Here is a 25,614-nt window from a genome sequence, read left to right as displayed (position 1 = left end):
AAAAGTGATAACTGCGCTTTGGCGTTGCAAAAGCGTAGGTTTTGCAATGCAAAACAGCCGCTTTTACCGTGCAAAACCTACGCTTTTGGAATGTAAAACAATAGGTTTTACAAAGCGTTGATAAAGAGGTGGTTATGCGGTAGATGAGTTTGTAAAAAATATTTACACATTCATCGTCTGTATTTCGTTCATTGGGTAAGTTGTTGTTCTCGATGTTGCGTTTGTTCCTAAATTGTACATTCCAAATCGAAGTGCGACAAAATGCAGAAAAATCACAAAAAAGTTGATAATTCCATAAATATTTCCTACATTTGTAGCATTGAAAGGCGTGAACGGGCTATCTGCACAGAGGGCTTGACCCCCCCGATAAGGTAGATAAGAGGTTGCATTGAAGTGCAGGAAAGGCTGCATACACGGCACTTCTCTGCTGTTTCCCACACGCATTGAATGACTATTTTCCTAACTTATAACAGAACATTAACAAAGCGTATGAAAAAGCCAGGCACTGCCACATCAGCCGAGAACTACACCAACGAGTCGAAAATCATCAAATGTTACAAACGCTACGCACCGCTCTACGACCTGCTTTTCGGTAGCGTATTCCAGCAAGGGCGTCGGGCAATCGTCAAGGAAATGAAGGCAATTGACACCAAAGACGTGCTCGAAGTGGGCGTAGGAACCGGGCTTATGCTGCCGATGTATCCGCAGGACGTAGCAGTTACGGGCATAGATATCTCCAAGGAGATGCTCGACAAAGCCCAAGAGAAAGTGGACAGAGACTGCACTGCCACCGTGTCGCTGATGCAGGTAAATGGCGAGCAGCTGCCGTTTCCCGATAATCACTTTACCTGCGTTACGCTGCCCTACACCTATTCCGTTACCCCTGACCCCTTTAAGCTTATCAACGAGGTGAGGCGCGTCTGCAAAAAGGACGGTTTCATCATCATCGCCAACCACTTTTCGGGCGTCCGCTCCCCGTGGGCTGTGTTTGAAAAGATAGTCAGTCCGTTTGCCACGAAGATAGGATTTCAATCCAAATTCTCTTATCAGACCTATGTGGAGAACCTCGACTGGAACGTAGTGAAGAGTTATTCGTGCAACCTCTTCGGGCTTTCGCGCATCGTCGTGGTCAGGAATGACTGACGGCACGGACTGCTCCAGTGCTGCCTGCGAGGTGGACGGAGACCCCAATCGCCACCTTTCTGGAGATGGAAGAGGATAGTTTGCTTGCTGAAAGGGCACTTTCCTGTATTTCGCAATGTTTTGAAATGAAACTTGTACCCATTGGCTATCAGTATGCTGCGGCTTATCTGCAATGGTTTCGGCAACAGTACTGGTTGATGGGTGTTTATGTAATTTTGATGTTTTATCGGACAGCAACCAATCAATAGCTATGCTCTGGCATTCCAAAACCCATTGTTTTGCACGGCAAAAGAGCCTGTTTTGCATCGTAAAACAGGCTCTTTCGCAATGCAGAAACACTCCTGTCGTTCACAGTCCTATATAGAATAAGGTGTTGATGGCACGGAACGCTGACGGCAATACAGGGCAGGAAGACCTCTATAAAACTGTTGAAAACAAATAAAGGAAGTTCAATACATTTGGAAAACTAATTAAATCTGGGTCTATTTGCACAGATATAAGATTGGTTTAAGTGGATAACAATAATTGCTTAATATCAGTTTTGGATAACATTTTTGTTTAATTCATACGAGAAAAAGAATGGAAATACGTAAAATTGCATTATCGTTGATTGCGGTAATGGCGTTAAGCGCAACAACAGTACAGGCGCAGACCACAAACACCAGTAAGAAAACTCCAACTGCAAAGGCTAAGATTTGCACTGTTGAAAAGAAGATAGAAGGAGACTTTAGGTGCGACGAAGCGAAAGTGGAAAAGGCTGCAAAGAAGACTTATTGCAATGCAAAGAACGTCTGCCAGAGACCGAGAAGGACTGCAAGAATGCTATACATAACGCTAAGGTAAAGTGCGAAGCAAAGGAAGCTGCCAAAAAAGCACAGAAGAAACGCTAAGAAACTGACGGCAAAAGAACAAAGCATCAGCTCGGTTTCGATAGGAATTGATAGCTGCAAACAAATGTTTGTGGCTGTAACACAACAGATTTCCATGAAAGATAGACGCATGTCTACTTTCGGGGGAAACTCTTTACAAAGTCTAAACCAAACAAGCAATTTGACTAAAATAAGACTGACAAGACATAACCTTTGGCATACCATTTGCAAGAAAATACCACAGAACAGATGAAGAAACGAGGTGCGAGATGTTAATAAAAAATATATTATAGTCCAAAATTTTGTAGTTCGATAAATATTTAGTAACTTTGTACAAAATTACGTCTATCCTAACGTAACTTAACACCATATTTAATATTTAGGTATATTCTATCTAATGAGACAACTTAAGATTTCAAAAAGTATTACCAACCGTTCCAGCGAGGCACTCGACAAGTACTTGGTGGAGATTGGACGTGAACCAATGATTACCGTTGATGAAGAGATTGAGCTTGCTCAGGAGATTCATAAAGGCGGCAAAAAGGGCGAGCGAGCAAAGGAGAAACTCATTAAGGCGAACTTGCGCTTTGTGGTTTCTGTTGCTAAGCAATACCAACATCAAGGTCTCTCGCTTACCGACCTTATCGACGAAGGCAACATCGGCCTTGTCAAGGCTGCCGAGAAGTTCGACGAGACACGTGGGTTTAAGTTCATCTCATACGCAGTTTGGTGGATTAGACAGAGCATCTTGCAGGCTATTGCCGAACAAAGCCGCATTGTGCGCCTGCCGCTGAACCAAGTGGGAGCCATCTCAAAGATAAACCAAGTTACCAACGAGTTCATTCAGAAACACAACCGTCGTCCTTCTATTCACGAATTGGCTGATATGACGGGCATAGACGAGGCACGCATTCGCCAAAGTCAGAGCGCGGACAATCACCACATGAGCATTGATGCTCCGTTCAGCGACGACGATGATAACTCTATGAGCGATATGTTGGCATCGGGCGATGACTCGCGAACCGACCGCGGTGTGGATTTTGAATCAATGTCTGACGACCTTAAGTCGGTGTTGCAGAACACGTTGAAAGACCGTGAGCGCAAAATTGTAATTGAGTGTTTCGGCATTGGTTGTCAGGAGAAAGGACTGGAGGAAATAGGCACGGAGATGCAGCTTACACGCGAACGTGTGCGCCAGATTCGTGAAAAGGCAATCGAAAAAATCCGCTTAAGTGGTAATGCACGAGTGCTGATGAAGTATCTCGGTTAAACGTAAAATTTATTGGATAGTCCTCGCTGAAGGGCTGAATATTCAGAAATAAACCCCATCGCTTGCACGGCGGTGGGGTTTTCAGTTACGGAAAAGTCTGTTTTTATGGTTAGTTTTTGTGCAACTTTCTTGTTCTTTCGCTGAAAATCACTATCTTTGCAACAGTTATTACCGTTGTTCTGTGCTCATACAATGGTAACGACACGATGGAACGGCTGTAATAACGTTCCTGAAACAACAAACAGAAAAGCAGAAATAACAATCATAAATAATAGAAAAGCATCTCGTCTGCAATGCCGCAAACGGTGTTGAAGCGCAGAAAGATGAAAGTTTTAACTAACAAATTAATGGAAGAATTTGAACTCATTGCCAAAACCTTTATGGGACTTGAGGAGGTTTTGGCTCAAGAGCTCACCCAACTGGGTGCTAACAACGTGCAGATTGGACGACGAATGGTGTCGTTCACAGGAAACAAGGAAATGATGTACCGCGCTAACTTCCAGTTGCACACCGCAATAAGAGTACTGAAACCAATCGCACACTTCAAGGCAAAGAGCGCAGAAGATATGTACGATGAAGTGAAAAAGATAGATTGGAGCAAGTACATTCTGAAGGGAAAGACATTCTCGGTAGACTCGGTGGTCTACTCGGAAGAGTTCAAGAACTCACGTTTTGTTACCTACAAGGTGAAAGATGCCATTGTAGACCAGTTCCGTGAAAACACAGGCATACGCCCGAACATCTCTGTAAGCAACCCAGACATTCGCCTGAACATACACGTAGCCGAAGATAAGGCTACCTTGTCGCTCGACTCCAGCGGCGAATCGCTGCACCGTCGTGGCTACCGACAAGAAAGTGTGGAGGCACCATTGAACGAAGTGCTCGCAGCAGGTATGATATTGATGACTGGTTGGAAGGGCGAAACCGACTTCATCGACCCTATGTGTGGCTCGGGCACGCTGCCCATCGAGGCTGCACTCATCGCACGCAACATTTCTCCAGGCGTATTCCGCAAGGAGTTTGCGTTCGAAAAATGGCCCGATTTCGACCAAGAACTCTTCGATATGATATACAACGACGATTCGCAGGAGCGAGAATTCGACCACCATATCTACGGTTACGACGTTGAAATGAAGGCTGTGAACACGGCAAAAATGAACGTGGCGGCAGCAGGATTCACAAAATACGTTACCATAGAGCACAAGGACTTCAAGAACTTCACGCAGCCAGAGCAGAAGAGTATCATCGTGATGAACCCTCCTTACGGCGAGCGCATCTCTACTCCGAACCTCTTGGGCACCTACAAAATGATTGGCGAACGCCTGAAACACCAGTTTATGGGCAACGAAGCGTGGATTCTCTCGTATCGAGAAGAGTGTTTCCGCGAAATCGGATTGAAGCCAAGCATCAAGATTCCCGTGTATAACGGTTCGTTGGAATGCGAGTTCCGTCGCTATCAGATGTTCGACGGCAAGCTGAACGACTTCCGTGCAGAAGGCGGGATTGTGAAGACAGAAGACGAAAAGCGCGAAATGGCACAGAAACACCGCTTCAAGAAGAACCGCGATTTCAAGAAACGACTCGACGAAACCGAAGAAAACGAAGAGGGCGACATACGCTCTTTCACCTTCCACAGCTTTGAACACAACATCTCGATAGGCGGAAAGAAGTTTGAAGACGGCAAGCGTGGCGGACGCAGAAACTTCCGCGATGACGACCGATTCGGCGACGAGCGTGGCTCATTCCGTGGAAAGAAGAAGTTCGACGGCAAACGATTTGATAAAGGAAACAAAGGCGGAAAGTTCCGTAAAAAAAATAATTATAATACAGATGAAGACTAAGACTTTAATTGTAAGTGCAGGATTGGCAGCAGCCACTTTAGGTCTTGCATTGCCTACCAACGTTATGGCACAGAAACAGTTCACACTCGAAGAACTCAACTTCGGCGGTAAAAACTTCCAAAAGATGCGAGCTGAAACCCGCTACACCACGTGGTGGGGCGACCAGCTTGTGCGTTTGGACAAAGACCGCTGCACAATCGTAAACCCAAAGACGCTGAAAGAAACCACGCTCTTTACGCTCGACGATATAAATGCAGTAGTAGCACGAGGCAACGACGACGCTAAAGTGCGCTCGCTCTTCCACGTTTCTTTCCCATACGCCGACCGCCCAGTGGCTCAAATCGCAACGGGAAAGGAAATAATGATGGTTAATTTCAAGACCAAAAAGATTGAAAGCACTATGAAGAGCGTTGCTGGCGTTCAGGCACAGGATTATAATAAGGTGTCAGGAGCAATGGCATACGTGCTGAAAGACCAACTATACGTTGCCGATAAGGGCGGAACAACAAAGCAACTTACTAACGATGGCTCGCAAAACATCGTCTACGGACAGGCTGTACACCGCGACGAGTTCGGTATCAAGGGCGGTTTGTATTGGAGTCCGTCGGGCAATCGCTTGGCATTCTACCGTATGGACCAAAGTATGGTAACCGATTATCCGCTCGTTCATATACCTGAAGTAGACTGGAAACCTGAAAACGGCGAGTCGCGCGCAGCTACTCCAGCACCTACCAAATACCCAATGGCAGGCGAAACATCGCACAAGGTAACCGTGGGAGTCTACGACATCAACACAGGAAAAACTGTTTACCTCGATGCAGGCGACCCTACCGACCGCTATTTCACCAACATACAGTGGAGCCCAGATAGCAAAACCATCTATATGTTCGAGCTTAATCGCGACCAAAACGACTGTCGCTTGGTGTCATACAACGCCGAAACGGGCAGCAAGATTGCAGAATTGTATCGCGAAACCGACGCAAAGTACGTGGAACCTTCGCACCCTATACTCTTTTTGCCTTGGAATGCCGACCAGTTTGTTATGCAAACGCAGAAAGATGGCTACAATCACTTCTACCTATTTAATAAGGATGGCAAACAGCTGAAGCAGATTACGAAAGGCAATTGGGTGGTTATGGACGTGCTTGGCTTCAACGAAAAGGCGAAATCAATCATCTACGTGTCTAACGAATGCAGCCCTATACAGCGCAATACGTGGAGCGTGAACGTTGAGAACGGCACCCGCACCCTCTTGGACAACGGCCGTGGCTACCACTACGCAACACTCAGCGGTGGCGGTAACTACTTGGTGGACAACTATACAGAACCTACTGTGCCACGCAAGATAGACATTACCACCATCGGAGCAAAGCCAACGATAAAGAATTGGCTTACTGCGAAGAACCCATGGGACGGTTACAACATACCAGAGTTTACTTCTGGCTCGCTGAAAGCTGACGACGGCACCACCGACCTCTATTGGCGTATGGTGAAGCCTATCGGTTTCGACCCATCAAAGAAGTACCCAACCGTGGTTTATGTGTATGGTGGACCACACGCACACAACGTTGATGCAAGCTGGAACTACGGTTCACGTTCGTGGGAAACCTATATGGCGCAGAAGGGTTACTTGCTTTTCATTCTCGACAACCGTGGTAGCGAGAACCGTGGTAGAGCGTTCGAGCAAGCTACTTTCCGCCAACTCGGACAGGTAGAAATGCGCGACCAGATGCAGGGCGTGAAGTATTTGAAGACGCTGCCATACGTTGATGCCGACCGTATCGGCGTACACGGCTGGTCGTTCGGTGGCTTTATGACCATCTCGCTGCTCACCAACTATCCCGAAACCTTCAAGGTAGGCGTTGCAGGTGGCCCTGTTATCGACTGGAAGTGGTACGAAGCTATGTATGGCGAACGCTATATGGACACACCGCAGACCAATCCAGAAGGCTATGCAAAGACTTCGCTCTTGGCAAAGGCAAAGGATTTGAAGGGCAAGTTGCAGATTATTACAGGTCTGAACGACCCAGTGGTACTGCCACAGCACTGTTATAGCTTCCTCAAGGCGTGCATTGCAGTAGGCACTCAACCCGATTTCTTCGTGTATCCAGGCGAGCCTCACAATATGCGTGGACACCAAAGCGTTCACTTGCACGAAAGAATCACACAGTATTTCGAGGACTATTTGAAGTAAGTTTTTAAACAAACGAAACATAATACATTAACGGAAATCCTTACGATAAGGGGAAAGAGAGGTGCTTATGAAGATATTACTGTTAGGCAGCGGCGGCCGTGAACACGCCTTAGCTTGGAAGATTGCACAAAGCAAGAAGTGCGAAAAACTGTTCATTGCGCCAGGCAATGCAGGTACAACCGACTGTGGCGAGAATGTAGCCATTGGTGTAAACGATTTTGAAAAGCTCAAGGCGTTTGCCGTAGACAACGCTATCGATATGGTAGTAGTAGGTCCTGAAGACCCATTGGTGCGTGGCATATACGACGAATTCAAGCACGATGCCCGCACTGCTCACATTTCCATCATCGGACCGTCGAAGGCTGGGGCGGTGCTCGAAGGCAGTAAGGACTTTGCCAAAGCCTTTATGCAACGCCACGCCATTCCTACAGCAGCCTATGCAACTTTCGACGGCACCACCGTAGAGGAAGGATTGAAGTTCCTTGAAACGCTGAAAGCCCCTTATGTGCTCAAGGCTGACGGCTTGGCAGCAGGCAAAGGCGTGCTCATACTGCCAACTTTAGACGAGGCAAAGCACGAATTCAAGCAGATGCTCGACGGTATGTTCGGCAAAGCATCAGCCAAAGTGGTCATCGAAGAGTTCCTTTCGGGTATCGAGTGTTCGGTATTTGTACTCACCGATGGCACGAACTATCAGATACTTCCCGAAGCAAAGGACTATAAACGCATCGGCGAGGGCGATACAGGACTCAACACTGGCGGTATGGGAAGCGTGTCGCCGGTGCCTTTTGCCACTGCGGAATGGTTGCAGAAGGTGGAGAACCGCATTATTAAACCTACGGTTGATGGCTTGAAAGTTGAAGGTATCGACTATAAAGGCTTCATTTTCTTCGGACTTATCAACGTAGATGGTGAGCCGATGGTGATAGAATACAACTGTCGTATGGGCGACCCGGAAACCGAAACCGTGATGTTGCGTCTGAAGAGCGACATCGTAGACTTGTTTGAAGGCGTTGCCAATGGAACCCTCGATAACTGTAAAGTGGAGTTCGACGACCGTGCTGCCGTTTGCGTTATGTTAGTCAGTGGTGGCTATCCTGGTGCTTACACAAGGGGTTACACCATCAGTGGGCTCGACAGCGTAGCCGATTCGGTGGTTTTCCATAGCGGAACAGCGTTGAAAGACGGACAGATTGTAACCAACGGAGGGCGTGTTATCGCCGTGTCATCTTACGGAACAAACAAGGAAGAAGCCCTTCTCAAGAGTTTCACCAATGCTAAAAAGATACAGTTTATAGGCAAAAACTTCCGTAGGGACATCGGTCAGGATTTATAAAAACCACATTGACAAGTAGGTGTTTATAATAAGTTGCCACTATATTTAAGTCTGTTTTTCAGTCAGTATGCCAGCTTTAGGAAGTGATGAAAGATGGCAGAACGACAAGAAAAAGGCATAAATATAGTGGTAAAACCAAGAATAAAACAATAGGATAATGCGTAGGTGTTTCATTTTGAACACCTACTTAAAACTGAAAAGCGGTGCGCAAACAACTACAAAACACAATTGCTGAAAGCAGATGGACACTCACCGTGGTATCCGTCCTCACCACTGCTGTGTGGGCAGTGGTGTGTTTAAACAACCTGTCGGTTATTGCGCCCTTCCTCTGCATGCTCTTTTCCACCTTCCTAATGATGGAATTGAACAACTCCAACGCCCTCATACGCATTTACAGTCGTATGGTGTCGTGTTGCTATATGCTGCTTACCACGATGGCAACCTTCCAGTTTGTGTCGATGCGTGCCGCCAGTGTAGTGCTCTGTATGGTAGGTTTCTACACCTGTATTTTCCGTTGCTATCAAGACCAACGCTCGCCAGGGTGGGTGTTCTACGCCTTTCTCTGTATGGGTTTCAGTAGCATTGTGTGGGTGCAAACCCTTTATTTTGTACCCATTGTGTGGGTGTTGCTCGCCACAAAGCTGTTGGCTCCCAGCGTCCGAAACTATGTTTCCTCTCTTTTCGGACTGCTTTTGCCCAACCTTGTGGCATTCGGAATCCTGCTTTATCGTGGCGAATGGCAGTTGGCGGTGCAGCATTTCAACGAACTAATCAATTTCGGCAGTCTTGCCAACTATTGGTTGCTTTCGGTCAATCAGATAGTTACAGCGTCGTGGGTAATCCTCTGTGCCATCATCGGAACGGTTCACTATATACGTAAAAAGAGTGCCGACAGTATTCGCAACCGCATGCTTTACAGCTTTTTCATCAACCTAAACACCGTTTCCATTATTTTCCTGTGCCTGCAACCACAGCATTTCGATGCCCTCCTCGGTACGGTTATCGCATCTACTTCGCCCCTTATAGGGCATTTCTTTGCGCTGACCCACACCAAAATCACCAATTTCACTTTCAAGTTTCTTGCCCTTGGCACGTTTGTCATCACGCTTTACAATCTCTTTCCCTACCTTCTTCGATAGGGAACGTAGCAGTGTTTACGGCACGAAACAACCTTCTTTTCTCACATCTTCTTCATTTTGCCATTACGAAAGTATAGCCCTTGTATTGCATAAATGCATGTAGGGGCGTGATTCATCACGCCCCTAACACCAAGAAAAAGAGGGGTTATCTAAAATTTCTATGAAAACTAGAACTTTCTAGAAATTCTAGTATAGAACTTGACAATATCCTTGATTTTGTAAATATAATTCGCAGGAAAAACGCTAATTTCGTTTTGGCACTGCGAAAGCGGCTCTTTTGCAACGCAAAACAGCCGCTTTTACCGTGCAAAACCTACGCTTTTGCAATGCGAAACAATAGGTTTTGGAACGTCAAAGCGTAGTTGTTGATTATCAATAATTTACGAGTGGTAAACTAAAAAGATATTTGTAACGATTTTTCGTAATACCTTTTAATAATGTAACGATAGCGAGGTAGTTATAGAATAGAGGTGTTTGTGAAAAATATTTACACTCTTATTGTCTGTTTTCTGTCTATAAAACAAGAAATATTGGCGAAGTTGTATAAGGTAGAAATAAATACTAATGTACCATAAATGGGCGCACTAAAGTAGCTGAGTGGGGGAGATTCGGTTGGTAAAACACAAAAATTTGCAAAAGAACGGCATAATTAACCGCTTATTTTGCTTGTATCGTTAAATTGTCGTACTTTTGTATCTTGAATATCAATTCTGTGCAGACAACAAACGTATGGTATTAAATTATATTTGGATAGCGTTTTTTCTGATTGCTTTTGCCTTCGGAATAGTAGGCTTGATAATGGGCGACACCACGCTGTTTCAGAAGATGGTGGACGCTACTTTCGACTCGTCGAAGACAGCGTTCGAGGTTTCGCTCGGACTTACGGGAGTGCTTGCCTTGTGGCTCGGCATTATGAAGATTGGCGAAAAGGCAGGCATTGTGAACGTGTTGGCACGACTGTTGAGTCCTGTTTTCACCAAGCTGTTCCCCGATATTCCTAAGAACCACCCTGTTATGGGCTCTATCTTTATGAACATCGCTTCCAATATGCTTGGACTCGACAATGCCGCTACGCCGACAGGACTGAAGGCTATGGCGCAGATGCAGGAGCTTAACACGAAGAAAGACACGGCTACGAACCCTATGATAATGTTTCTTGTGCTGAACACAAGTGGACTTACCATTATTCCGACCAGCATTTTGGCGTTCCGAAGTGCGAACGGTGCAGCGCAGCCTACTGATGTTTTCATTCCTATTTTGCTTGCTACGGCGGTTGCTACGATTACTGGAATCATGGTTACCTCGCTTTGGCAACGCATCAATCTGCTGCAGCCTGTGTTGCTTGCCACCATTTTCGGACTTATCGGTTCGGTGGGATTGGTGATTTGGGGCTTCGGTCAGATGGACGAAAGCACTATGAACACCGTAACTTCGGTAGCTTCCAACCTTATATTGATGTCGATAATCGTTATCTTTATCGGTGCAGGACTGCTTCGGAAAATCAATGTTTACGATGCTTTCATCGAAGGAGCGAAGGACGGTTTCACCACTGCCGTGCGCATTATCCCTTATCTTGTAGCCATACTCGTGGGCGTGGGCGTGTTCCGTGCGTCGGGTGCGATGGATATGTGCATAGGCGGCATACAGTGGACGTTGGAGCAATGCCACGTGAATACCGACTTTGTGGGTGCTCTGCCAACTGCGCTGATGAAGCCATTGTCGGGCAGCGGTGCGCGCGGACTGATGCTTGAGGCGATGCAAAACTATGGAGCCGACTCGTTTGTGGGCAGGTTGAGTTGCATCTTCCAAGGTTCTACCGACACCACATTCTATATATTGGCTGTTTATTTCGGCAGCGTAAGCATACGTTACACACGCCACGCCGTGGCTTGCGGCTTGCTTGCCGACCTTGCCGGCGTGCTTGCAGCAATCGGAATATGCTCTCTTTTCTTCTAAACAGACACGAAACAAAATGGCAAACTTAAAATCATTGGCAAAAGACACGGCTATTTATGGGCTCAGTAGCATCGCTGCACGCTTCATAAACTATCTTTTAGTGCCGATACAAACTGCCAAATTCAATGCTGCTGGCGGACAGTATGGCATCATAACCAACGTGTATGCCTACGTGGCACTGCTGATAGTGCTGCTCACTTACGGTATGGAAACCACCTTCTTCCGCTTCATGAGCAAGGAAGGAGAGGACCCCGACAAGGTGTATGCCACCACTTTGAAGATGGTGGGAGCTACGTCTTTGCTCTTTATGGCAGTAGTATTGCTGTTCAATCAGCCCCTTGCGGCACTCTTGGGCTATGCCGACCACCCCGAATACATTATGATAATGTATGTTACGGTGGCGATAGATGCCTTTGCAGCCATACCTTTTGCCTATCTGCGGTGTAAGCATCGCCCCATAAAATTTGCTATGCTGAAGATGCTCAACATCACTTTCAACATCGTGTTGAACCTGCTTTACTTGGTGGTGTTGCCTTACTTCAAGCTCAATCCGTTCGGTATCTACGATGCAAACTTCACGCTCGACGTGGTGTGGGTGTTCTATATAAACTTCTTCTGCACCGTTGCTACCTTGCTTTTGCTATGGAAGGAACTGTCGGGCATACGTCACAGCTTCGATATGGGCACGTGCAAGCGTATGCTGGGCTACACTTTCCCACTTCTGATAATGGGTTTGGCAGGACAATTGAACCAGTCTGCCTCGCAAATAATATTCCCTTACGCTTTCGATGGCACAGCCGAAGAGGCACGAACACAGCTCGGAATCTATGGCGCATGTATTAAAATAGCCATGATAATGGTTATGATAACGCAGGCTTTCCGCTATGCTTACGAACCGTTTGTGTTCGGAAAGTCGAAAGACAGAGACAATAAGGACACCTATGCAAAGGCTATGAAGTTCTATATCATCTTCACTTTGCTGGCTTTCCTTGCCGTTGTGGGCTATATGGACGTGCTTCGCTATGTGGTGGGGCGCAGCTATTGGGACGGATTGGAGATTGTACCGATTGTTATGGCAGCCGAAATTATGTTCGGAATCTTCTTCAACCTCAGCTTCTGGTACAAGCTTACCGACCGCACAATATGGGGAGCGTACTTCTCTGGCATCGGTGCGGTGGTGCTCATCGTTATGAATATCCTGCTCATACCGCATTTCAGCTATTGGGCTTGTGCGTGGGCAGGCTTCGTTTCGTACGCCGTGAGTATGGTTGTAAGCTACTACTTCGGACAGAAGTATTATCCTATTGCCTATCCGTTGAAGGAAATTCTGTTCTATGTAGTGGTGGCATTGGTGCTGTTTGCAGCCATTACGGCTTCCAACAAATACCTGTCAACGTTGCTTGCCCTTGCTGCCAACACAGCGTTGATACTGGTTTTCCTTGCCATTATCGTCAAGCGCGACTTCCCATTAAGCAAACTTCCCGTTATAGGAAAGCGGTTTAAGAAATAAGAAAGCACAAAAATTTATTTATCATTTATACAATTAATTATGAAAAAATCAACATTGCTCCTTGCCGGACTGCTCTCTCTGAGCACTGCTTCTAAGGCAGATGAAGGTATGTGGACACTTTACAACTTGCCTGAAGCGGTTTATACGCAGATGGTAGATTATGGTTTTTCGTTGCCTTGCGACAAACTTTACAACAATCCAGATGCTATCAGCAACTACGTTGTAAACTTCTCTGGCTTCTGTTCAGGTGTTGTTGTATCGCCCGATGGCTTGGTTTTCACCAACCACCACTGTGGTTTCGGTGCCATCAATGCACACTCAACGGTTGAGCACGACTACATGCGCGACGGCTTCTATGCCAAGAGCTTCGCCGAAGAACTGCCAAACGAAAACACCTTTGTTTCGTTTATGCGTGGTCAGCAGGACATTACCAACCGCATTGCACCGCTCATCGAGAACAAATCGTTGAAGGAACAAGGTGAGATTATTGACTCTGTGGAGAACGTTCTGAACGATTCAATCAAGAAAATCGACAAGACTTTGCACATCGAAGTGGCTCCGTTCTACGAAGGAAACAAGTATTACGCTACCACTTATCAAGACTTTACCGACGTGCGCCTTGTGTTCACCGTTCCAAAGAGTATGGGTAAGTTCGGTGGTGATACCGATAACTGGATGTGGCCACGCCAGACTTGCGACTTCTCGGTGTTCCGTATATACGCCGACCCTAAGACTAACGGACCTGCTGCCTACTCTAAGGACAACGTGCCTTACCACCCAGAGCACTACGCACCTGTTAGTTTGCAAGGCTATAAGGACAAAGACTTCGCCATGACCATCGGTTATCCGGGCAGCACAAACCGCTACCTCTCTTCATATGGCATTCAGCAGCGTCGCGATATTGAGAATACCTCACGAGTGCAGAGCCGCGACATCAAACTCGCACTTATGAAGAAGTATATGGACGCCGACCAAAACGTGCGCATTCAGTACGAGTCTAAGTATGCAAGTTCTGCCAATTACTGGAAGAATTCAATGGGTATGAACAAGTGTATCGACTCTATCGGACTCATCAGGCAGAAGGCTGAATACGAAGGAAAGATTAAGAACTGGTTGGCAAAGCAGCCTACAAAGAACCCTGCAATAGATGTAAACTTCAGCGAATTGGAGCAACTCTACGCTCAAAACCGTCCGTTGGTACAGGCTTTAAGCTATTGGTCAGAATCGTTCAGACGCACAACAGAGTTCTTCACACGTGCTATGAATATGAATACCAAGACGCCATTGAAGGGCTCGGCAGCCAATCCAAAGGCGCAATACTTTGAGTTTAAGGATAATAGCAGCGAGTGGAACTATGCACTTGATAAGGAGCTGACAGCCGCAATGATGCAGAACTACGCCAAGATGATGCCTGCTGAATATCACCCGGCATTCTTCCAGACTGTAAAGAAGAAGTTCGGAGGCGACTTCTACAAGTACACCGACTGGCTTTACAAGACCAGTAAGGTGCTTACAAAGGGCGAAAAGTTCTATCCTAACGACAGCAAGAAGTTTATGAAAGACCCTGCTGCGCAGGTAGGAAAAGACCTCTTGGAAGTTTATCAGCAGATTGCAAAGAAGTCAATGCAAGTAACTGAAAACATCAAGGCACAGGAAAAGAAACTCACCGAAGCCAAAATACAAATGGAAATGGACCTTCCACACTATAGCGATGCCAACTTTACAATGCGTTTGAGCTATGGTCAGGTAGGCGGTTATATGATTGGCGGCTTCAACAGCGGCTACTATACGACAGCCGAAAGCATCGTGGAGAAATTCAAGAAAGCCGACAAGATTGCCGACTACAAGGCAGAACCAATTATGATGAGCCTGCTCTCTTCTAACGATTTCGGCAAGTATGCCGACAAGACATCGGGCAAGATGCAACTCTGCTTCCTTACAAACAACGACATTACAGGCGGTAACTCTGGTTCGCCAATGTTCAATGGTAAGGGCGAACTCATCGGTCTTGCATTCGACGGCAACTGGGACAGCCTCAGTTCAGACATCAACTTCGACCGCAACCTTGCGCGTTGCATCGGTGTAGACATTCGTTTCGTACTCTATATGATGGACAAATGGGGACACGCTGACCGCTTGATTAAGGAAATCAACGCAAAGTAAGCGAGCAGCAAAGACACATATATAAAATAAAAGGTGTGGCAAATTGGTTTTTGCCACACCTTTTTTGTTCTCAAACCAGCCACAGCCTTCTTGCGATTCAGTACTCCGTACCGCCTTTGTTCTCTGCCCTTTCGCTTGCATTCGCACGCTGTTTGCGCTTTGCGGCACCATTGTGGCAGCCTTGTAGCATAATCGCAAAGATTTCATAATTGCAGGAAGTGTTATCGCACACGTCTTTAAAATTGTTTAAGAAGACAGGAAAACAGCTTGAAAAGTTTTGATGATAAATAAAAAAAGTGTAAATTTACACCCGTTATCCTGAAACAATCTTATACACCTTACTAACTAATGCCTAACAAAAAATAGAAACGACGGACTGAGAAGCCTGTCGTTTTCTTTTGCCCAAAAAATTGTTGGCAAATAACAGACAAACACAATGCTTTTGTAAAGATAATTCTCTTAAAAAGTGATAACTGCGCTTTGACATTGCGAAAGCGTAGGTTTTGCGATGCAAAACAGCCGCTTTTACCGTGCAAAACCTACGCTTTTGGAATGCAAAACAACAGGTTTTGCAATGCGCTGATAATTAAGTGGTTACGTAATAGATACGCTTGTGAAAAATATTTACACCCAAATCACGTCCCTGCGGTGGAGAAATGACAGATGTTTATCGGTGGAACGGTTTTCTTTTGGCTGTACTTCCGCACAAAAAAATACTCCCATTCTGTTTGAGAAAACAGCATGGGAGTATGGAAAGTTATAACATTTTCAGGGGCTTTCTATTGTCTGTATTTCTCTATACCGAGCTTATACATATCGTTTCCTTCGTGGTCGATGGCTACGATTACGGGCAGTTCCTCTACACGTAGGCGGCGTATTGCTTCTGTGCCGAGTTCGTCGAAAGCGATGACTTCGGCTTCTTTAACTGCCTTTGCCATAAGAGCGGCAGCACCGCCGATGGCAGCGAAGTAAACGCCAGTGTGTTCTTTGAGTGCGTCGATAACCTCTTCGGAACGAGAGCCTTTGCCTATCATGACGCGTAAGCCTTGCTGAATGAGGCGTGGCGAGTAGGCGTCCATACGTCCACCCGTAGTCGGACCGACAGAACCGATGGGTTGTCCTGGCTTGGCAGGGCAGGGACCAGCATAGTAAACCGCCTGACCTTCAAAGTCGAAAGGCATTGGTTCGCCTGCGTCCAGCATTTCGCAAAGACGCTTGTGTGCAGCATCGCGCGCCGTATATATAGTGCCCGAAATGTAAACCATATCGCCTGCGTGGAGCGACTTGATGGTTTCGTCGGTGAAGGGAGCTGATATAATTCGTTTTTCTTCCATAATTCGTTTTCTTATATTTGCGTGTTTAGAGTGAACCTTCGGCGTGTCGTGTGGCGTGGCAGCCAATGTTTACCGATACGGGCAAGCCTGCAATGTGGGTGGCATTGGTGAGAATGCTTACTTGCAAGGCGGTTGTTGTGCCGCCGAAACCGCAGGGGCCGATGCCGAGCTTGTTGATTTCTTCCAGCAATTCTTTCTCCAACTGGGCTACGTGAGGCTTTTCGCTCACACTGCCGACAGGGCGGAGAAGGGCTTTCTTGCTGAGGAAGGCTGCCCGCTCCATAGTTCCACCGATGCCGATACCTACGATGATGGGTGGGCAGGGGTTGCCGCCAGCGTGGAAAATGGTGTCGATGACAAACTCCTTGATTCCTTTCACGCCTGCACTGGGCGTAAGCATCTTCAGCCCGCTCTTGTTTTCGCTGCCGAAACCCTTTGGTGCTACGGTGATGTGGAACTCATCTCCCGATACGATTTCGTAGTGAATGATGGCTGGTGTGTTGTCGGTGGTGTTCACACGGTCTATCGGGTCTTTCACAACCGACTTGCGCAGATAACCGTTTGCATAGCCTTGGCGCACGCCTTGGTTGATGGCTTCCTCGATGAAACCGCCCGTAACGTGGCACTCTTGTCCCATTTTGACGAACACAACCGTCATTCCCGTGTCCTGACACATAGGCACCCGCTCGGTTCTGGCGATGTCGGCATTCTTTACTATCGTACCGATGATTTCGCTTGCCAAGGGCGATTTCTCTTGTTTCTGGCATATTGCGAGCTTGTTGTATATATCGTCGGCAAGCACGTAACACGCTTCTATACAGAGTTTTTCTACCAACTCCGTAATTCTTGATGCTTCAATTTCTCTCATTTATAGTTCTCTTGTAAGGAAATACTGTGTATTTCGGTTTTCAATGTTTTCGCAATTCTTGTCTACAATGCCGATTAGGCAGTACGTTTTGCTGTCCTTGTCGTGCATAAGTTCCTTTACGAAGGCAAAATTCAATATGTCTCGGGTGTTGGTAACCTGCAGGCGAGGGCCTCCGCACTCTACGATGCGTTTGCCGATGGTGATGTGTTCCTCGTCGTAGTATGCCACAGGCTGATGCTGATCTATCACTTCTTTCACGCTGTCTTCAAGTTCCTGAATGTCAAACTCTTCGTGGTTGTAGAACTTCAGTACGAATCCGTTGCGTATGTCGGAGAAGTAGTAGCTGTCTGGATAAATGCCGTAGTTGTCCTCGAGTATGTAACGGGTGATTTCTTCGGCGGTGTGCGCCATCTTGCGGTATTTCAACGACTCGTGCACAATGTCGTAAATGCTTTCGGGCAGTGGCCCAAACATCGTCGGACGAGCCACGATGATTTCCTCGCCGATACCCACTATCAGGTCGGCATTGCGTCCCAAGGCTTGGCGCAGTAGGTTGAAGTGCTCGATGATGACACGCTTTTTGTGTTCCAACAGTGTTTTAACGAACTCTGCAATCTCCCACATCTGCATGAAACCAGTAAGGAAACGTATGTCCAAATGGAACGATGAAGCCTCCTTTATCTCGCCCAATGCAATCGCCTCGCGCATGGAAAGGATTTTGCGAGGGTTGATAACGTCGTCGTCGTTGGTGAGTTCCAATCCAGGAAACATACCCTTGATGAGCGACGACTTGCCCGAACCTGCATCGCCGACAATGCCGATAAGGCGGTCGGTGTAGAGAAGGTGGCGTTGCGAGATGTGGTCGCCGAGGAATATAAGACGCTCTTTGCCACGGGGAGCGAAGTATTGCGTCGATATAAGATATTGTTGAAGTGGGTTTATCATTGCTGTTCGTGCTGGGTGTTGGTGTGATAAGGCAGTGTAAGCAGTGCTTGTTGCCCAGTGTATAATAGAACTTATGTATAAAAAAGAACGAGTTGGCACGCCCCATGGTATGGGTTTCGGTGCCAACTCGCTCTATGTTTGTGTTACAATTCGAAGGTCATCTTCATCAAAGGTGTGTGCTGCTGTGCGCCGTACACATCGGTTTCGCCCAACGAACCCGATGGGATAGGGCGGACGATGGTGGTCTTGATAGCCTTTGCAGGGTCGAAGTGAATGATGTTGATGATGTCTTCAGCCTTGATATGGTAGAGTTCGCAGAACATCTTTTCGTTGAAGATGTTGGCGTCCTTCACCTTGTTGTAAGTTTCAAAGTCTTTAAAAATGACGTCGAATGTAAGTTCGAAAGGGCCTGAGTTCTTGCTGCGAATCACTGAAGCCACGTCTACTAATTTATATTGTGCCATGTTTTTATCTCCTTTTACTGTTAGTTACTTGCATTCTCCCTTGTCGAAATTGACGTAAGTAATAGGGAAAAGACTTGTAGGGTCGTCTACTTCCAAGAGGTGATAGACGTTGAATTCGTAAACTTCGCCCATCTTGCAGTCTGACGGAGAGAATGGGAAAGCGAGGTTGCCCGATGTAGAATAGCGACCATCGTAGCCGAAGTGGAGCAACGTGCTTCGTGCAAAGCCACAGATAGTGTTCGCTGTTTCCTGTGTGTCGGCAACTGCTTCAATGATGATGAGCAGCTCGTCAGAGTGAGATTCTTCAGCACCTTCGAACATAGCCATAACGCCTTTCTTGCCGTAAATCTTGAAATCGAGGAAGAAATCGGTTATGCCATACTTCTTGAAGTTATCCTCTACGCGAGCACGCACAGCCTTTGTGATTTCGTCTATCTTTGAAATCATGACAGGGTCTTTCACTGCTGCGGGCGACATCGTGCGATAACCTACGCGGCGAACGCCTTCGAGCTTAACGAAATACTTGTCGGTTGGCACGAACTTAGAGCCCGAAACGCGCACCTTATTCTCATCAACTTGCTCGAATTTGCATTCGTGCAGGTTGATTGCACCGCCCGGACCAGGCAAGATGTAAGGGTTCGTCTTCTCGTAAAGAGTGTGTCCAGCAATGGAAAGCGTGGTGCACTTACGAGCTGACGACAATGGTTCGAGCACGAAGTTGTCGTGGCGGAGGTAGCCAAACATACAGTCGCTACCGCTTCCAGGCAATGCGCAGATGGCAGCACACTCGAGGATTTTGCCCAAGTGGATAGCCAATCCTTTAGGGAAACCTTCCTTAATAGGGAGGGCGGCAAATACTGATGGGTCGTAAGAACGGCCTGCAATGATGACGTCAGCACCTTCTTCCAATGCCTTGATATAAGGTTCTTCGCCCATTTGTGCCACGATGTGGACAGCCTCGTCTACATCTTTCTCTTCGATAGGCTTTGCTGGAGCGAGTGGAGTAACCTTGCCATTGCGGAGGTTTTCCTTGATAAAGTCCTTTTCAAACTCTGACTGAATGACTGCCATTTTGAAAGAAAGACCTTTCTCTTTAGCTATTTCGCGTACAATATCGAGTACGAATTCAACGTGAGGACGTGCGCCACTACCGCCGGCAGTACCAACAATAACAGGCACTTTCGCCTCGATGCCCGCAGGAATCATTATTTCCAAGTCGCGTTTTACAGAGTTGCGGTCGGTGAATGACTTGCCTGCACCAAGATAATAAGGGCCTGGGTCTGTTGAACCAGCGTCTACTGCGATTACATGTGGTTTACGTTTCATTCCTTCTACAAACGATTCCATTGGGAAACCATAACCCAATATCGCAGTAGTGGAAAGTATTCTGATTTCTTCCATCTTCTTTTTCTTTTTTTTATTACTTAGCCGAAGCCAAGATACAATTACTTAGTCAAAGCTAAGATACGGCTCATTTCGTTGAAGACAATCATATAGCCTTCGTCTACACCCATACCTGGCTTTGCGAGATACTGAACAGGTTTGGTAGCCATAGCTATGTTTGCACAAACTTCTGCAGAGCGGTTTGTTTCGTTGCAAGTACCACCAAGGTAGGCACCCATGCCGTGTTCCTTGCAGTAAAGTACAGCTTCGATGGTGTTGTTGATACCGCCGAGGTCTGGCGTCTTTATCTGTGCCATGTGTCCAGCCTTCTTTGCTGTGAAGTCTTTAATGTCTTCCAACGTGTTGCACCATTCGTCAGCAACTATTTCGGCGTCGATTCCATCGCGGTCCATCGCTGCACGGATAGCTGCCAAGGCATCTATTTGTGCTTCACGTTCGCCCATATCAACCGGACCTTCTACACGCAAGCGGAATGGTTTGGCAATTTCAGCAACTTCGCCGATGTACTTTGCGATAGCCTCGAAGTCGTTGTTGAACACGATGCTGAGTGTACCGTAAACGTCAATATGGAATGTTGGATTGTAGCATTCGCATGGACGGAGTTCAAGCACGCGGTTGCGGAGCCATTCAACATACTCCTTAATCTTTTCGCCTTTCAAGCCTACCTTTGTCTCAACGTGGTTGAAAAGTGCATGGGGCAATACGTCGGCACGTTTCATTATCATCTTGTCGGCATTCAGATAACGGTCGTCGCCTGATTGAGAGAAGATTGGAATAATTTCCTTTGATACTTCGGTGCCGTATTCGTCAGCAATTACCTGTGCCATTAACTTGCATTGGCTCTTTGCAACCGCATCGAGACAAGCCTGTGTTACGCCGTAGCGAATAGCGGTATGATATATTTTGCCAGTAGAAGGGCTTACTGTCTTATCAACGAGGTCAGCCATTTCACGGAATGATGTAATTTCCTTGCCTTCGTAAAGCGGAGCTATCTCCTTTTCAATCACAGGGATAAAGTCTGCTGCAAGGAACAATGGGTCTCTGCCACCTGCACCAGAGTATTGTACAGCAGCGCAATCGCCGTGTGCAATCGCACCGTTTTCGAGAATGAACATTACGCTGATAGACTCTCCAGCTTGTCTTACTTGCTTGAAACCAGGAGTTTCAGGAGTGCCAATATAGAAAGCACCATCGTTTTTAGCACCAGCTTTGATGGCCTTCTGGTCATCGAAGAAAAAGCCCGTTTTACCTGGGGCGCATACAACTTTCTTGATTTTCATAATAAGAACCTGTTTAAGTTATGGCCTCGCTACCATTCCTCTATTATTCAATAGCGAGACCGATGTGTTAGTTTATATTTTTAATTGATATGTCTTATCTTTATATTCGCTTAAAGAACGTTGCAGAATCAGTTGTTCTTTGGGCGTCCTACAAGGTGTCCCTTACCGATGGCGTAAACGTCGTCGATAACCATTTGGAAACTTACAGGACGGTTTTCTGCCTTCGCACGCTCTTCGAGTTTCTGACGGTGGAAGATAACTAAGTCGTCGCTGAGCGGCATGTTACCCATATTCAGCAAGCGGATAGCACCTTGGTTGTCGCGTGCAGGCAACACCTTACCAGCATTGTACTTGCTTGGTGCGAACGGTATGTCGATAACACCAGCTTCGATTGCAGCGCAAGTACCCACAGCCCAGTCGCCCTTACCGAGTTCCTCGACCTTGTTGAGCATGCACTCCATTTCCTGCATAATGATTTCGCTTTCGTCTACAACAGCAGGAATTTCGCGGAAGTTCTGGTCTTTCAACATATTGATAACCTGCTTCGTTGCACGCAGACCCGCAGCGTTGGCTTCCTTGGTTGGGATACCCATAGCCTCGTGAGGAGTCTTCACGATTACCTTTGTTGCTTTTGCCAATGCGCCAGCTGCCGAGCCCCACGAGATAACACCGAATGCTTGTGCTTCGTCTTGTGGGAAACCGCCCATCCATTGGTGGAATACGGTGGTAACACGAGCGTCCTTGTAGCCGAACTTATCGAGATATTTGCGTGTCATGATGTCGAGCGAACGAATGGCAGCAACGTCTTGAATAAGGTTACCACACTGTCCGTAGCCTACAGTAAGGTCGCGCACTCCCTGTGTTGCAGCGAGCACAGCTTCAATCACAGCTACTGTATTTGAAATACAAGGTGGAATGAGTGTACCTGTAAGAGGGCCGAATGGCTCACGGTTGATAGACACGCCTGCTTCTTCGTATAGACCAACCAAGCGGTCGGCATACTGCCAATGGTGAATCACTTGGTCTACTGGGTGTGCCTTAGAATATGGAATATTATAGGAAATACCGCCGCCTTCGTACGATGTGAAGCCACCAGCGATAGAGAGTTCGGTAAGCAAACGGGCATCAGGAGTTCCGTGTCGTACCTGCACAGGGTTCTTCACAGCCGATGTAACCTTGCGGCAAATTTCCACACCATAGTTTACAATAGGAAAACCGTTGAGCATAGAACGGTTGGTTTCAAAACTCTTCTGAATACCAACTTCACATTCCTTGTATCGGTTCAGACGGGTGTAGCTGTCTACGGTAGAGGGCAGCAAGTCGGCTCCGCCTTCGTCTTCAAGGAAGCGCAACAGCTTGATGTGTTCTTCGTAGAGTGCCACACCAGCACGAGGCTGAATAAGTGTGTCGCCATTTTCCACAGCTTTCTGCAACTTGTACGAGAAGCGTTTCTCTGGCGCAATGCTCTTTTGGTAATCTACTGCTTCTTGGAAGTCTACCTCTTTACCTGTCTCCCAATGCGTTAGGACGTCGGCTCTTTCTTTGAAAAATTCGTCGTCGGTAAGTTTTTTATTCTTTAATTCCATAATAGTAATTTTGTACTATTGTTTTGTTTATATTTCCGTAATTTCTTTTTTCATTATTGCCAACGCCAGATGCGGCTCGAAGGTGCTTAGCAATCCCATTGATGCGAAGATGTATTTCTTGTCGAGCATATAATTCGGAGCTTTGGGTTTGGCGAACATTGGGTCGCGCGATGCTTTCTTTTCTGCGCCACTGAGTATTTGCTTAGGGTCGGTATTGTTCTTGATAGAACCGCCGATACCTACTATATAAGGCACTTCGGAAAGGTCTTTCCCCGTCAGCGTGAACACCTGACCCATTGGTGTGAAGGCTGGTTCGAAGTATCCGCAGTGGCGTTCTACTGCCACTTTCACGGCATTGCGTGCCAATCCTTGCTCTATGCGTGCTTCCTCGTCGGTCTGTGGAAGGGTGGCAGGAGCGGCAACACACCGTTTAATCCAATCTTCTATCTTGCTTTGCTCAATTCCGAGTTCATCGGCAAACACCTCCATATTCATCTCGTCCGCCATAGCCGTAAGGCTGTAACGCATACCGAGGTCGCCTTCCACAGTGCGTTTGCTGTATGGTTCGGGCAGTCCCTTGGTGATAACTTCGGCTATGGTAGGCTCTCCTTTTGCCATAGAGTATATGTCGGTAGTAGCCCCACCGAGGTCTACTGCCATCATATCGCCCACGCCTTCGTCGCGTCCGTAGCCCTTGCTGAAGAGTTCGCAACCAGTCAGAACAGCCAATGGTGTAGGAATAATGTCGTAACCACTCATTTCCTGAATCCTTGAAAGTCCTTTTGCCTCAATGATTCGGCTGATGAAGAGTTCCTTAATCTTCTGCTTTGCAGGGTTGATGTTGATGACGTTGAACTGTGGCATTACATTTTCGGTAATGACACACTTCTTTTTGTTCGATGCCTTGAATATTTCGTCGAGCTCGTAAGAAGCAGTCTTGTTGCCTGCTGCAATAATGGAAAAATCGCGGTCGATGGCGCACAGCCGTTTGGCATTGGCAAGAATGACGTCTTTGTTGCCTCCGTCGGTACCGCCACAGAGCAATACCAAGTCGGGATTGATGTCGTATATTTCCTGCTGTTCGGCTTGCGAGATTTCAAACGAATAGGTCTTTACCACCTTTGCGCCTGCACTCGAAGCTGCCATCTTTGCCGCCTTGGCAGTAAGCTCTGGTACTAATCCGAGTGCAACCATCTTCAAACCTCCCGCAGCACTGCTGCAACAGAGAAGTCTGTCGTAAGCGAAGTGTCCTATTTGGGCTTCGAGTTGCTGCATACCGTTGTTGAATCCCTCCATCACATCGGTTTCGATGGTGGTGAAGGCAGCTGCAGTTCCTACAACGTCGCCCTTCTCGGTGTCTATCGCCGTTAGCTTCGTGTATGTGCTACCAAAGTCTACTGTAAGGTATTTCATAGGTTAGTCTTCCTTTCCTAAAACTTTATCGAGGTCTTTGATAGAGATTTCGATGTCAGTTCCAGGAGGATATACCTTTGTGAAACCCATTGCGAGGAAACGTTTTTCCACATCTTCAAAGTTCTGCTTACCCACCACGAGGTTGCCGCCTACGAAGATGGGAATGCCTTTCAGTCCTGCTTCATCGCACTTTTCGCGTAGTCCTTGGCAGTCGATTTCGCCGTGGCCATACATTGACGAAACCAGAATGGCGTCAGCATTGGTCTCAATGGCAGCTGCGATATATTCTTCCTGTGCCACCATTACACCGAGGTTTACCACATTGTAGTTGTGCTGCTCGAGCGCAAAAGCGATAATCTTGTTGCCAACTGCGTGAGCATCAGCACCAATAACGCCAGTTACTACTGTCTTTTTTTCCATAGCAATCTAATGTATTTGAATTAGGTTTATTATATTTTCGTATATTTACTGCAAACTTACAACCTTAATTTTTAAACAACAAGGATTTGCCCGACAAAATGCAAAAATTAACACTACTTTGCATTAAATAGCAATCTTGCCTGTTCTGTTTGGCAGTTCAATTGGTGTTTATCGTGGGCGAGCAATTTTCTTTTTGTGCTGACGGAAGAGGGTAGCAACACCTTTGTTTTGTAAAGATAATTCTCTTAAAAAGTGATAACTGCGTTTTGACGTTGCGAAAGCGTAGGTTTTGCGATGCAAAAGAGCCGCTTTTACCGTGCAAAACCTACGCTTTTGGAACGCAAAACAATAGGTTTTGTAAAGCGTTGATAACAAATAAGTTACGTAACAGTTGCGCTTGTGAAAAATATTTACACTCTTATCGTCTGTTTCCCCTATATATAATAAGGTGTGTTCTTATTCGGGAGTTGGCAAAAATA

General features: G+C 46.7%; 19 protein-coding genes. 10 read left to right on the top strand and 9 right to left on the bottom strand.

What is annotated here, in order from left to right; translation table 11 throughout:
- Positions 1 to 489 precede the first annotated feature (489 nt).
- The 10 genes from BWX39_RS10405 to BWX39_RS10355 all read left to right on the top strand — a co-directional run bounded on the left by BWX39_RS10405 (position 490) and on the right by BWX39_RS10355 (position 15,421).
- On the top strand, positions 490 to 1,143 hold the full coding sequence (locus BWX39_RS10405; protein ID WP_004362437.1) for a class I SAM-dependent methyltransferase: 654 nt from the start codon (positions 490 to 492) through the stop codon (positions 1,141 to 1,143).
- 579 nt (positions 1,144 to 1,722) lie between these two features.
- Entirely contained in the window at positions 1,723 to 1,986 is a 264-nt protein-coding gene (locus tag BWX39_RS10395) for a hypothetical protein (protein WP_232527487.1), read from the top strand.
- 423 nt (positions 1,987 to 2,409) lie between these two features.
- Positions 2,410 to 3,282, top strand: a complete 873-nt coding sequence (locus BWX39_RS10390) for a sigma-70 family RNA polymerase sigma factor (RefSeq protein WP_014708687.1) — start codon at positions 2,410 to 2,412, stop codon at positions 3,280 to 3,282.
- 347 nt (positions 3,283 to 3,629) lie between these two features.
- Positions 3,630 to 5,123, top strand: a complete 1,494-nt coding sequence (locus BWX39_RS10385; RefSeq protein WP_028905199.1) for a THUMP domain-containing class I SAM-dependent RNA methyltransferase — start codon at positions 3,630 to 3,632, stop codon at positions 5,121 to 5,123.
- Complete coding sequence (locus BWX39_RS10380) at positions 5,113 to 7,317, top strand: S9 family peptidase (RefSeq protein WP_028905200.1); 2,205 nt, start codon at positions 5,113 to 5,115, stop codon at positions 7,315 to 7,317. The genes BWX39_RS10385 and BWX39_RS10380 overlap by 11 nt, the downstream gene beginning before the upstream one ends.
- Before the next feature lie 67 nt (positions 7,318 to 7,384).
- A complete protein-coding gene (gene purD / locus BWX39_RS10375; protein WP_028905201.1) occupies positions 7,385 to 8,653 on the top strand; it encodes a phosphoribosylamine--glycine ligase in 1,269 nt (422 codons plus the stop codon).
- A gap of 203 nt (positions 8,654 to 8,856) precedes the next feature.
- Positions 8,857 to 9,792, top strand: a complete 936-nt coding sequence (locus BWX39_RS10370; RefSeq protein WP_028905202.1) for a hypothetical protein — start codon at positions 8,857 to 8,859, stop codon at positions 9,790 to 9,792.
- A gap of 729 nt (positions 9,793 to 10,521) precedes the next feature.
- Positions 10,522 to 11,748 (top strand): nucleoside recognition domain-containing protein, encoded by a 1,227-nt coding sequence (locus BWX39_RS10365; RefSeq protein WP_028905203.1) that lies wholly within the window; start codon positions 10,522 to 10,524, stop codon positions 11,746 to 11,748.
- A 16-nt stretch (positions 11,749 to 11,764) separates the two neighbouring features.
- On the top strand, positions 11,765 to 13,258 hold the full coding sequence (locus BWX39_RS10360) for an oligosaccharide flippase family protein (protein WP_028905204.1): 1,494 nt from the start codon (positions 11,765 to 11,767) through the stop codon (positions 13,256 to 13,258).
- A 39-nt stretch (positions 13,259 to 13,297) separates the two neighbouring features.
- Positions 13,298 to 15,421, top strand: a complete 2,124-nt coding sequence (locus tag BWX39_RS10355) for a S46 family peptidase (protein ID WP_028905205.1) — start codon at positions 13,298 to 13,300, stop codon at positions 15,419 to 15,421.
- Positions 15,422 to 16,200: 779 nt separating this feature from the next.
- Here BWX39_RS10355 and BWX39_RS10340 read toward each other — a convergent pair.
- From BWX39_RS10340 to glmS, 9 genes are all read right to left on the bottom strand, one after another.
- A complete protein-coding gene (locus BWX39_RS10340; protein WP_028905206.1) occupies positions 16,201 to 16,755 on the bottom strand; it encodes a Fe-S-containing hydro-lyase in 555 nt (184 codons plus the stop codon).
- A 25-nt stretch (positions 16,756 to 16,780) separates the two neighbouring features.
- Positions 16,781 to 17,623: a fumarate hydratase gene (locus BWX39_RS10335; protein WP_028905207.1), complete on the bottom strand. Its 843-nt coding sequence runs from the start codon at positions 17,621 to 17,623 to the stop codon at positions 16,781 to 16,783.
- Positions 17,624 to 18,568 carry a P-loop NTPase family protein gene (locus tag BWX39_RS10330; protein WP_028905208.1) on the bottom strand — a complete coding sequence of 315 codons (945 nt, stop codon included), beginning with the start codon at positions 18,566 to 18,568 and terminating at the stop codon, positions 17,624 to 17,626.
- Positions 18,569 to 18,711: 143 nt separating this feature from the next.
- Positions 18,712 to 19,032, bottom strand: coding sequence for a DUF4387 domain-containing protein (locus BWX39_RS10325; RefSeq protein WP_014708676.1), 321 nt, complete (start codon positions 19,030 to 19,032; stop codon positions 18,712 to 18,714).
- Between the two features lie 24 nt (positions 19,033 to 19,056).
- A complete protein-coding gene (locus BWX39_RS10320) occupies positions 19,057 to 20,433 on the bottom strand; it encodes an acyclic terpene utilization AtuA family protein (RefSeq protein WP_028905209.1) in 1,377 nt (458 codons plus the stop codon).
- 44 nt (positions 20,434 to 20,477) lie between these two features.
- Positions 20,478 to 21,716 carry a methylaspartate ammonia-lyase gene (locus BWX39_RS10315; RefSeq protein WP_028905210.1) on the bottom strand — a complete coding sequence of 413 codons (1,239 nt, stop codon included), beginning with the start codon at positions 21,714 to 21,716 and terminating at the stop codon, positions 20,478 to 20,480.
- A gap of 128 nt (positions 21,717 to 21,844) precedes the next feature.
- Complete coding sequence (locus tag BWX39_RS10310; protein WP_028905211.1) at positions 21,845 to 23,302, bottom strand: methylaspartate mutase subunit E; 1,458 nt, start codon at positions 23,300 to 23,302, stop codon at positions 21,845 to 21,847.
- A 27-nt stretch (positions 23,303 to 23,329) separates the two neighbouring features.
- Positions 23,330 to 24,715 carry a methylaspartate mutase accessory protein GlmL gene (gene glmL / locus BWX39_RS10305; protein WP_028905212.1) on the bottom strand — a complete coding sequence of 462 codons (1,386 nt, stop codon included), beginning with the start codon at positions 24,713 to 24,715 and terminating at the stop codon, positions 23,330 to 23,332.
- A 3-nt stretch (positions 24,716 to 24,718) separates the two neighbouring features.
- Positions 24,719 to 25,135, bottom strand: a complete 417-nt coding sequence (glmS, locus tag BWX39_RS10300) for a methylaspartate mutase subunit S (protein ID WP_004364137.1) — start codon at positions 25,133 to 25,135, stop codon at positions 24,719 to 24,721.
- Positions 25,136 to 25,614 lie beyond the last annotated feature (479 nt).

This window comes from Prevotella intermedia ATCC 25611 = DSM 20706, from assembly GCF_001953955.1.
GTDB classification, from domain to species: Bacteria; Bacteroidota; Bacteroidia; order Bacteroidales; family Bacteroidaceae; genus Prevotella; species Prevotella intermedia.
The sequence above is the reverse complement of the archived record's forward strand: the minus strand, read 5'-3'. Positions and strand labels throughout refer to the sequence as shown.

Excerpts from the sequence above, each read along its gene's own strand:
- BWX39_RS10405 (WP_004362437.1), top strand. The coding sequence starts at position 490 with ATGAAAAAGCCAGGCACTGCCACATCAGCCGAGAACTACACCAACGAG.
- BWX39_RS10395 (WP_232527487.1), top strand. The coding sequence starts at position 1,723 with ATGGAAATACGTAAAATTGCATTATCGTTGATTGCGGTAATGGCGTTA.
- BWX39_RS10390 (WP_014708687.1), top strand. The coding sequence starts at position 2,410 with ATGAGACAACTTAAGATTTCAAAAAGTATTACCAACCGTTCCAGCGAG.
- BWX39_RS10385 (WP_028905199.1), top strand. The coding sequence starts at position 3,630 with ATGGAAGAATTTGAACTCATTGCCAAAACCTTTATGGGACTTGAGGAG.
- BWX39_RS10380 (WP_028905200.1), top strand. The coding sequence starts at position 5,113 with ATGAAGACTAAGACTTTAATTGTAAGTGCAGGATTGGCAGCAGCCACT.
- purD (WP_028905201.1), top strand. The coding sequence starts at position 7,385 with ATGAAGATATTACTGTTAGGCAGCGGCGGCCGTGAACACGCCTTAGCT.
- BWX39_RS10365 (WP_028905203.1), top strand. The coding sequence starts at position 10,522 with ATGGTATTAAATTATATTTGGATAGCGTTTTTTCTGATTGCTTTTGCC.
- BWX39_RS10360 (WP_028905204.1), top strand. The coding sequence starts at position 11,765 with ATGGCAAACTTAAAATCATTGGCAAAAGACACGGCTATTTATGGGCTC.
- BWX39_RS10355 (WP_028905205.1), top strand. The coding sequence starts at position 13,298 with ATGAAAAAATCAACATTGCTCCTTGCCGGACTGCTCTCTCTGAGCACT.
- BWX39_RS10340 (WP_028905206.1), bottom strand. The coding sequence starts at position 16,755 with ATGGAAGAAAAACGAATTATATCAGCTCCCTTCACCGACGAAACCATC.
- BWX39_RS10335 (WP_028905207.1), bottom strand. The coding sequence starts at position 17,623 with ATGAGAGAAATTGAAGCATCAAGAATTACGGAGTTGGTAGAAAAACTC.
- BWX39_RS10330 (WP_028905208.1), bottom strand. The coding sequence starts at position 18,568 with ATGATAAACCCACTTCAACAATATCTTATATCGACGCAATACTTCGCT.
- BWX39_RS10325 (WP_014708676.1), bottom strand. The coding sequence starts at position 19,032 with ATGGCACAATATAAATTAGTAGACGTGGCTTCAGTGATTCGCAGCAAG.
- BWX39_RS10320 (WP_028905209.1), bottom strand. The coding sequence starts at position 20,433 with ATGGAAGAAATCAGAATACTTTCCACTACTGCGATATTGGGTTATGGT.
- BWX39_RS10315 (WP_028905210.1), bottom strand. The coding sequence starts at position 21,716 with ATGAAAATCAAGAAAGTTGTATGCGCCCCAGGTAAAACGGGCTTTTTC.
- BWX39_RS10310 (WP_028905211.1), bottom strand. The coding sequence starts at position 23,302 with ATGGAATTAAAGAATAAAAAACTTACCGACGACGAATTTTTCAAAGAA.
- glmL (WP_028905212.1), bottom strand. The coding sequence starts at position 24,715 with ATGAAATACCTTACAGTAGACTTTGGTAGCACATACACGAAGCTAACG.
- glmS (WP_004364137.1), bottom strand. The coding sequence starts at position 25,135 with ATGGAAAAAAAGACAGTAGTAACTGGCGTTATTGGTGCTGATGCTCAC.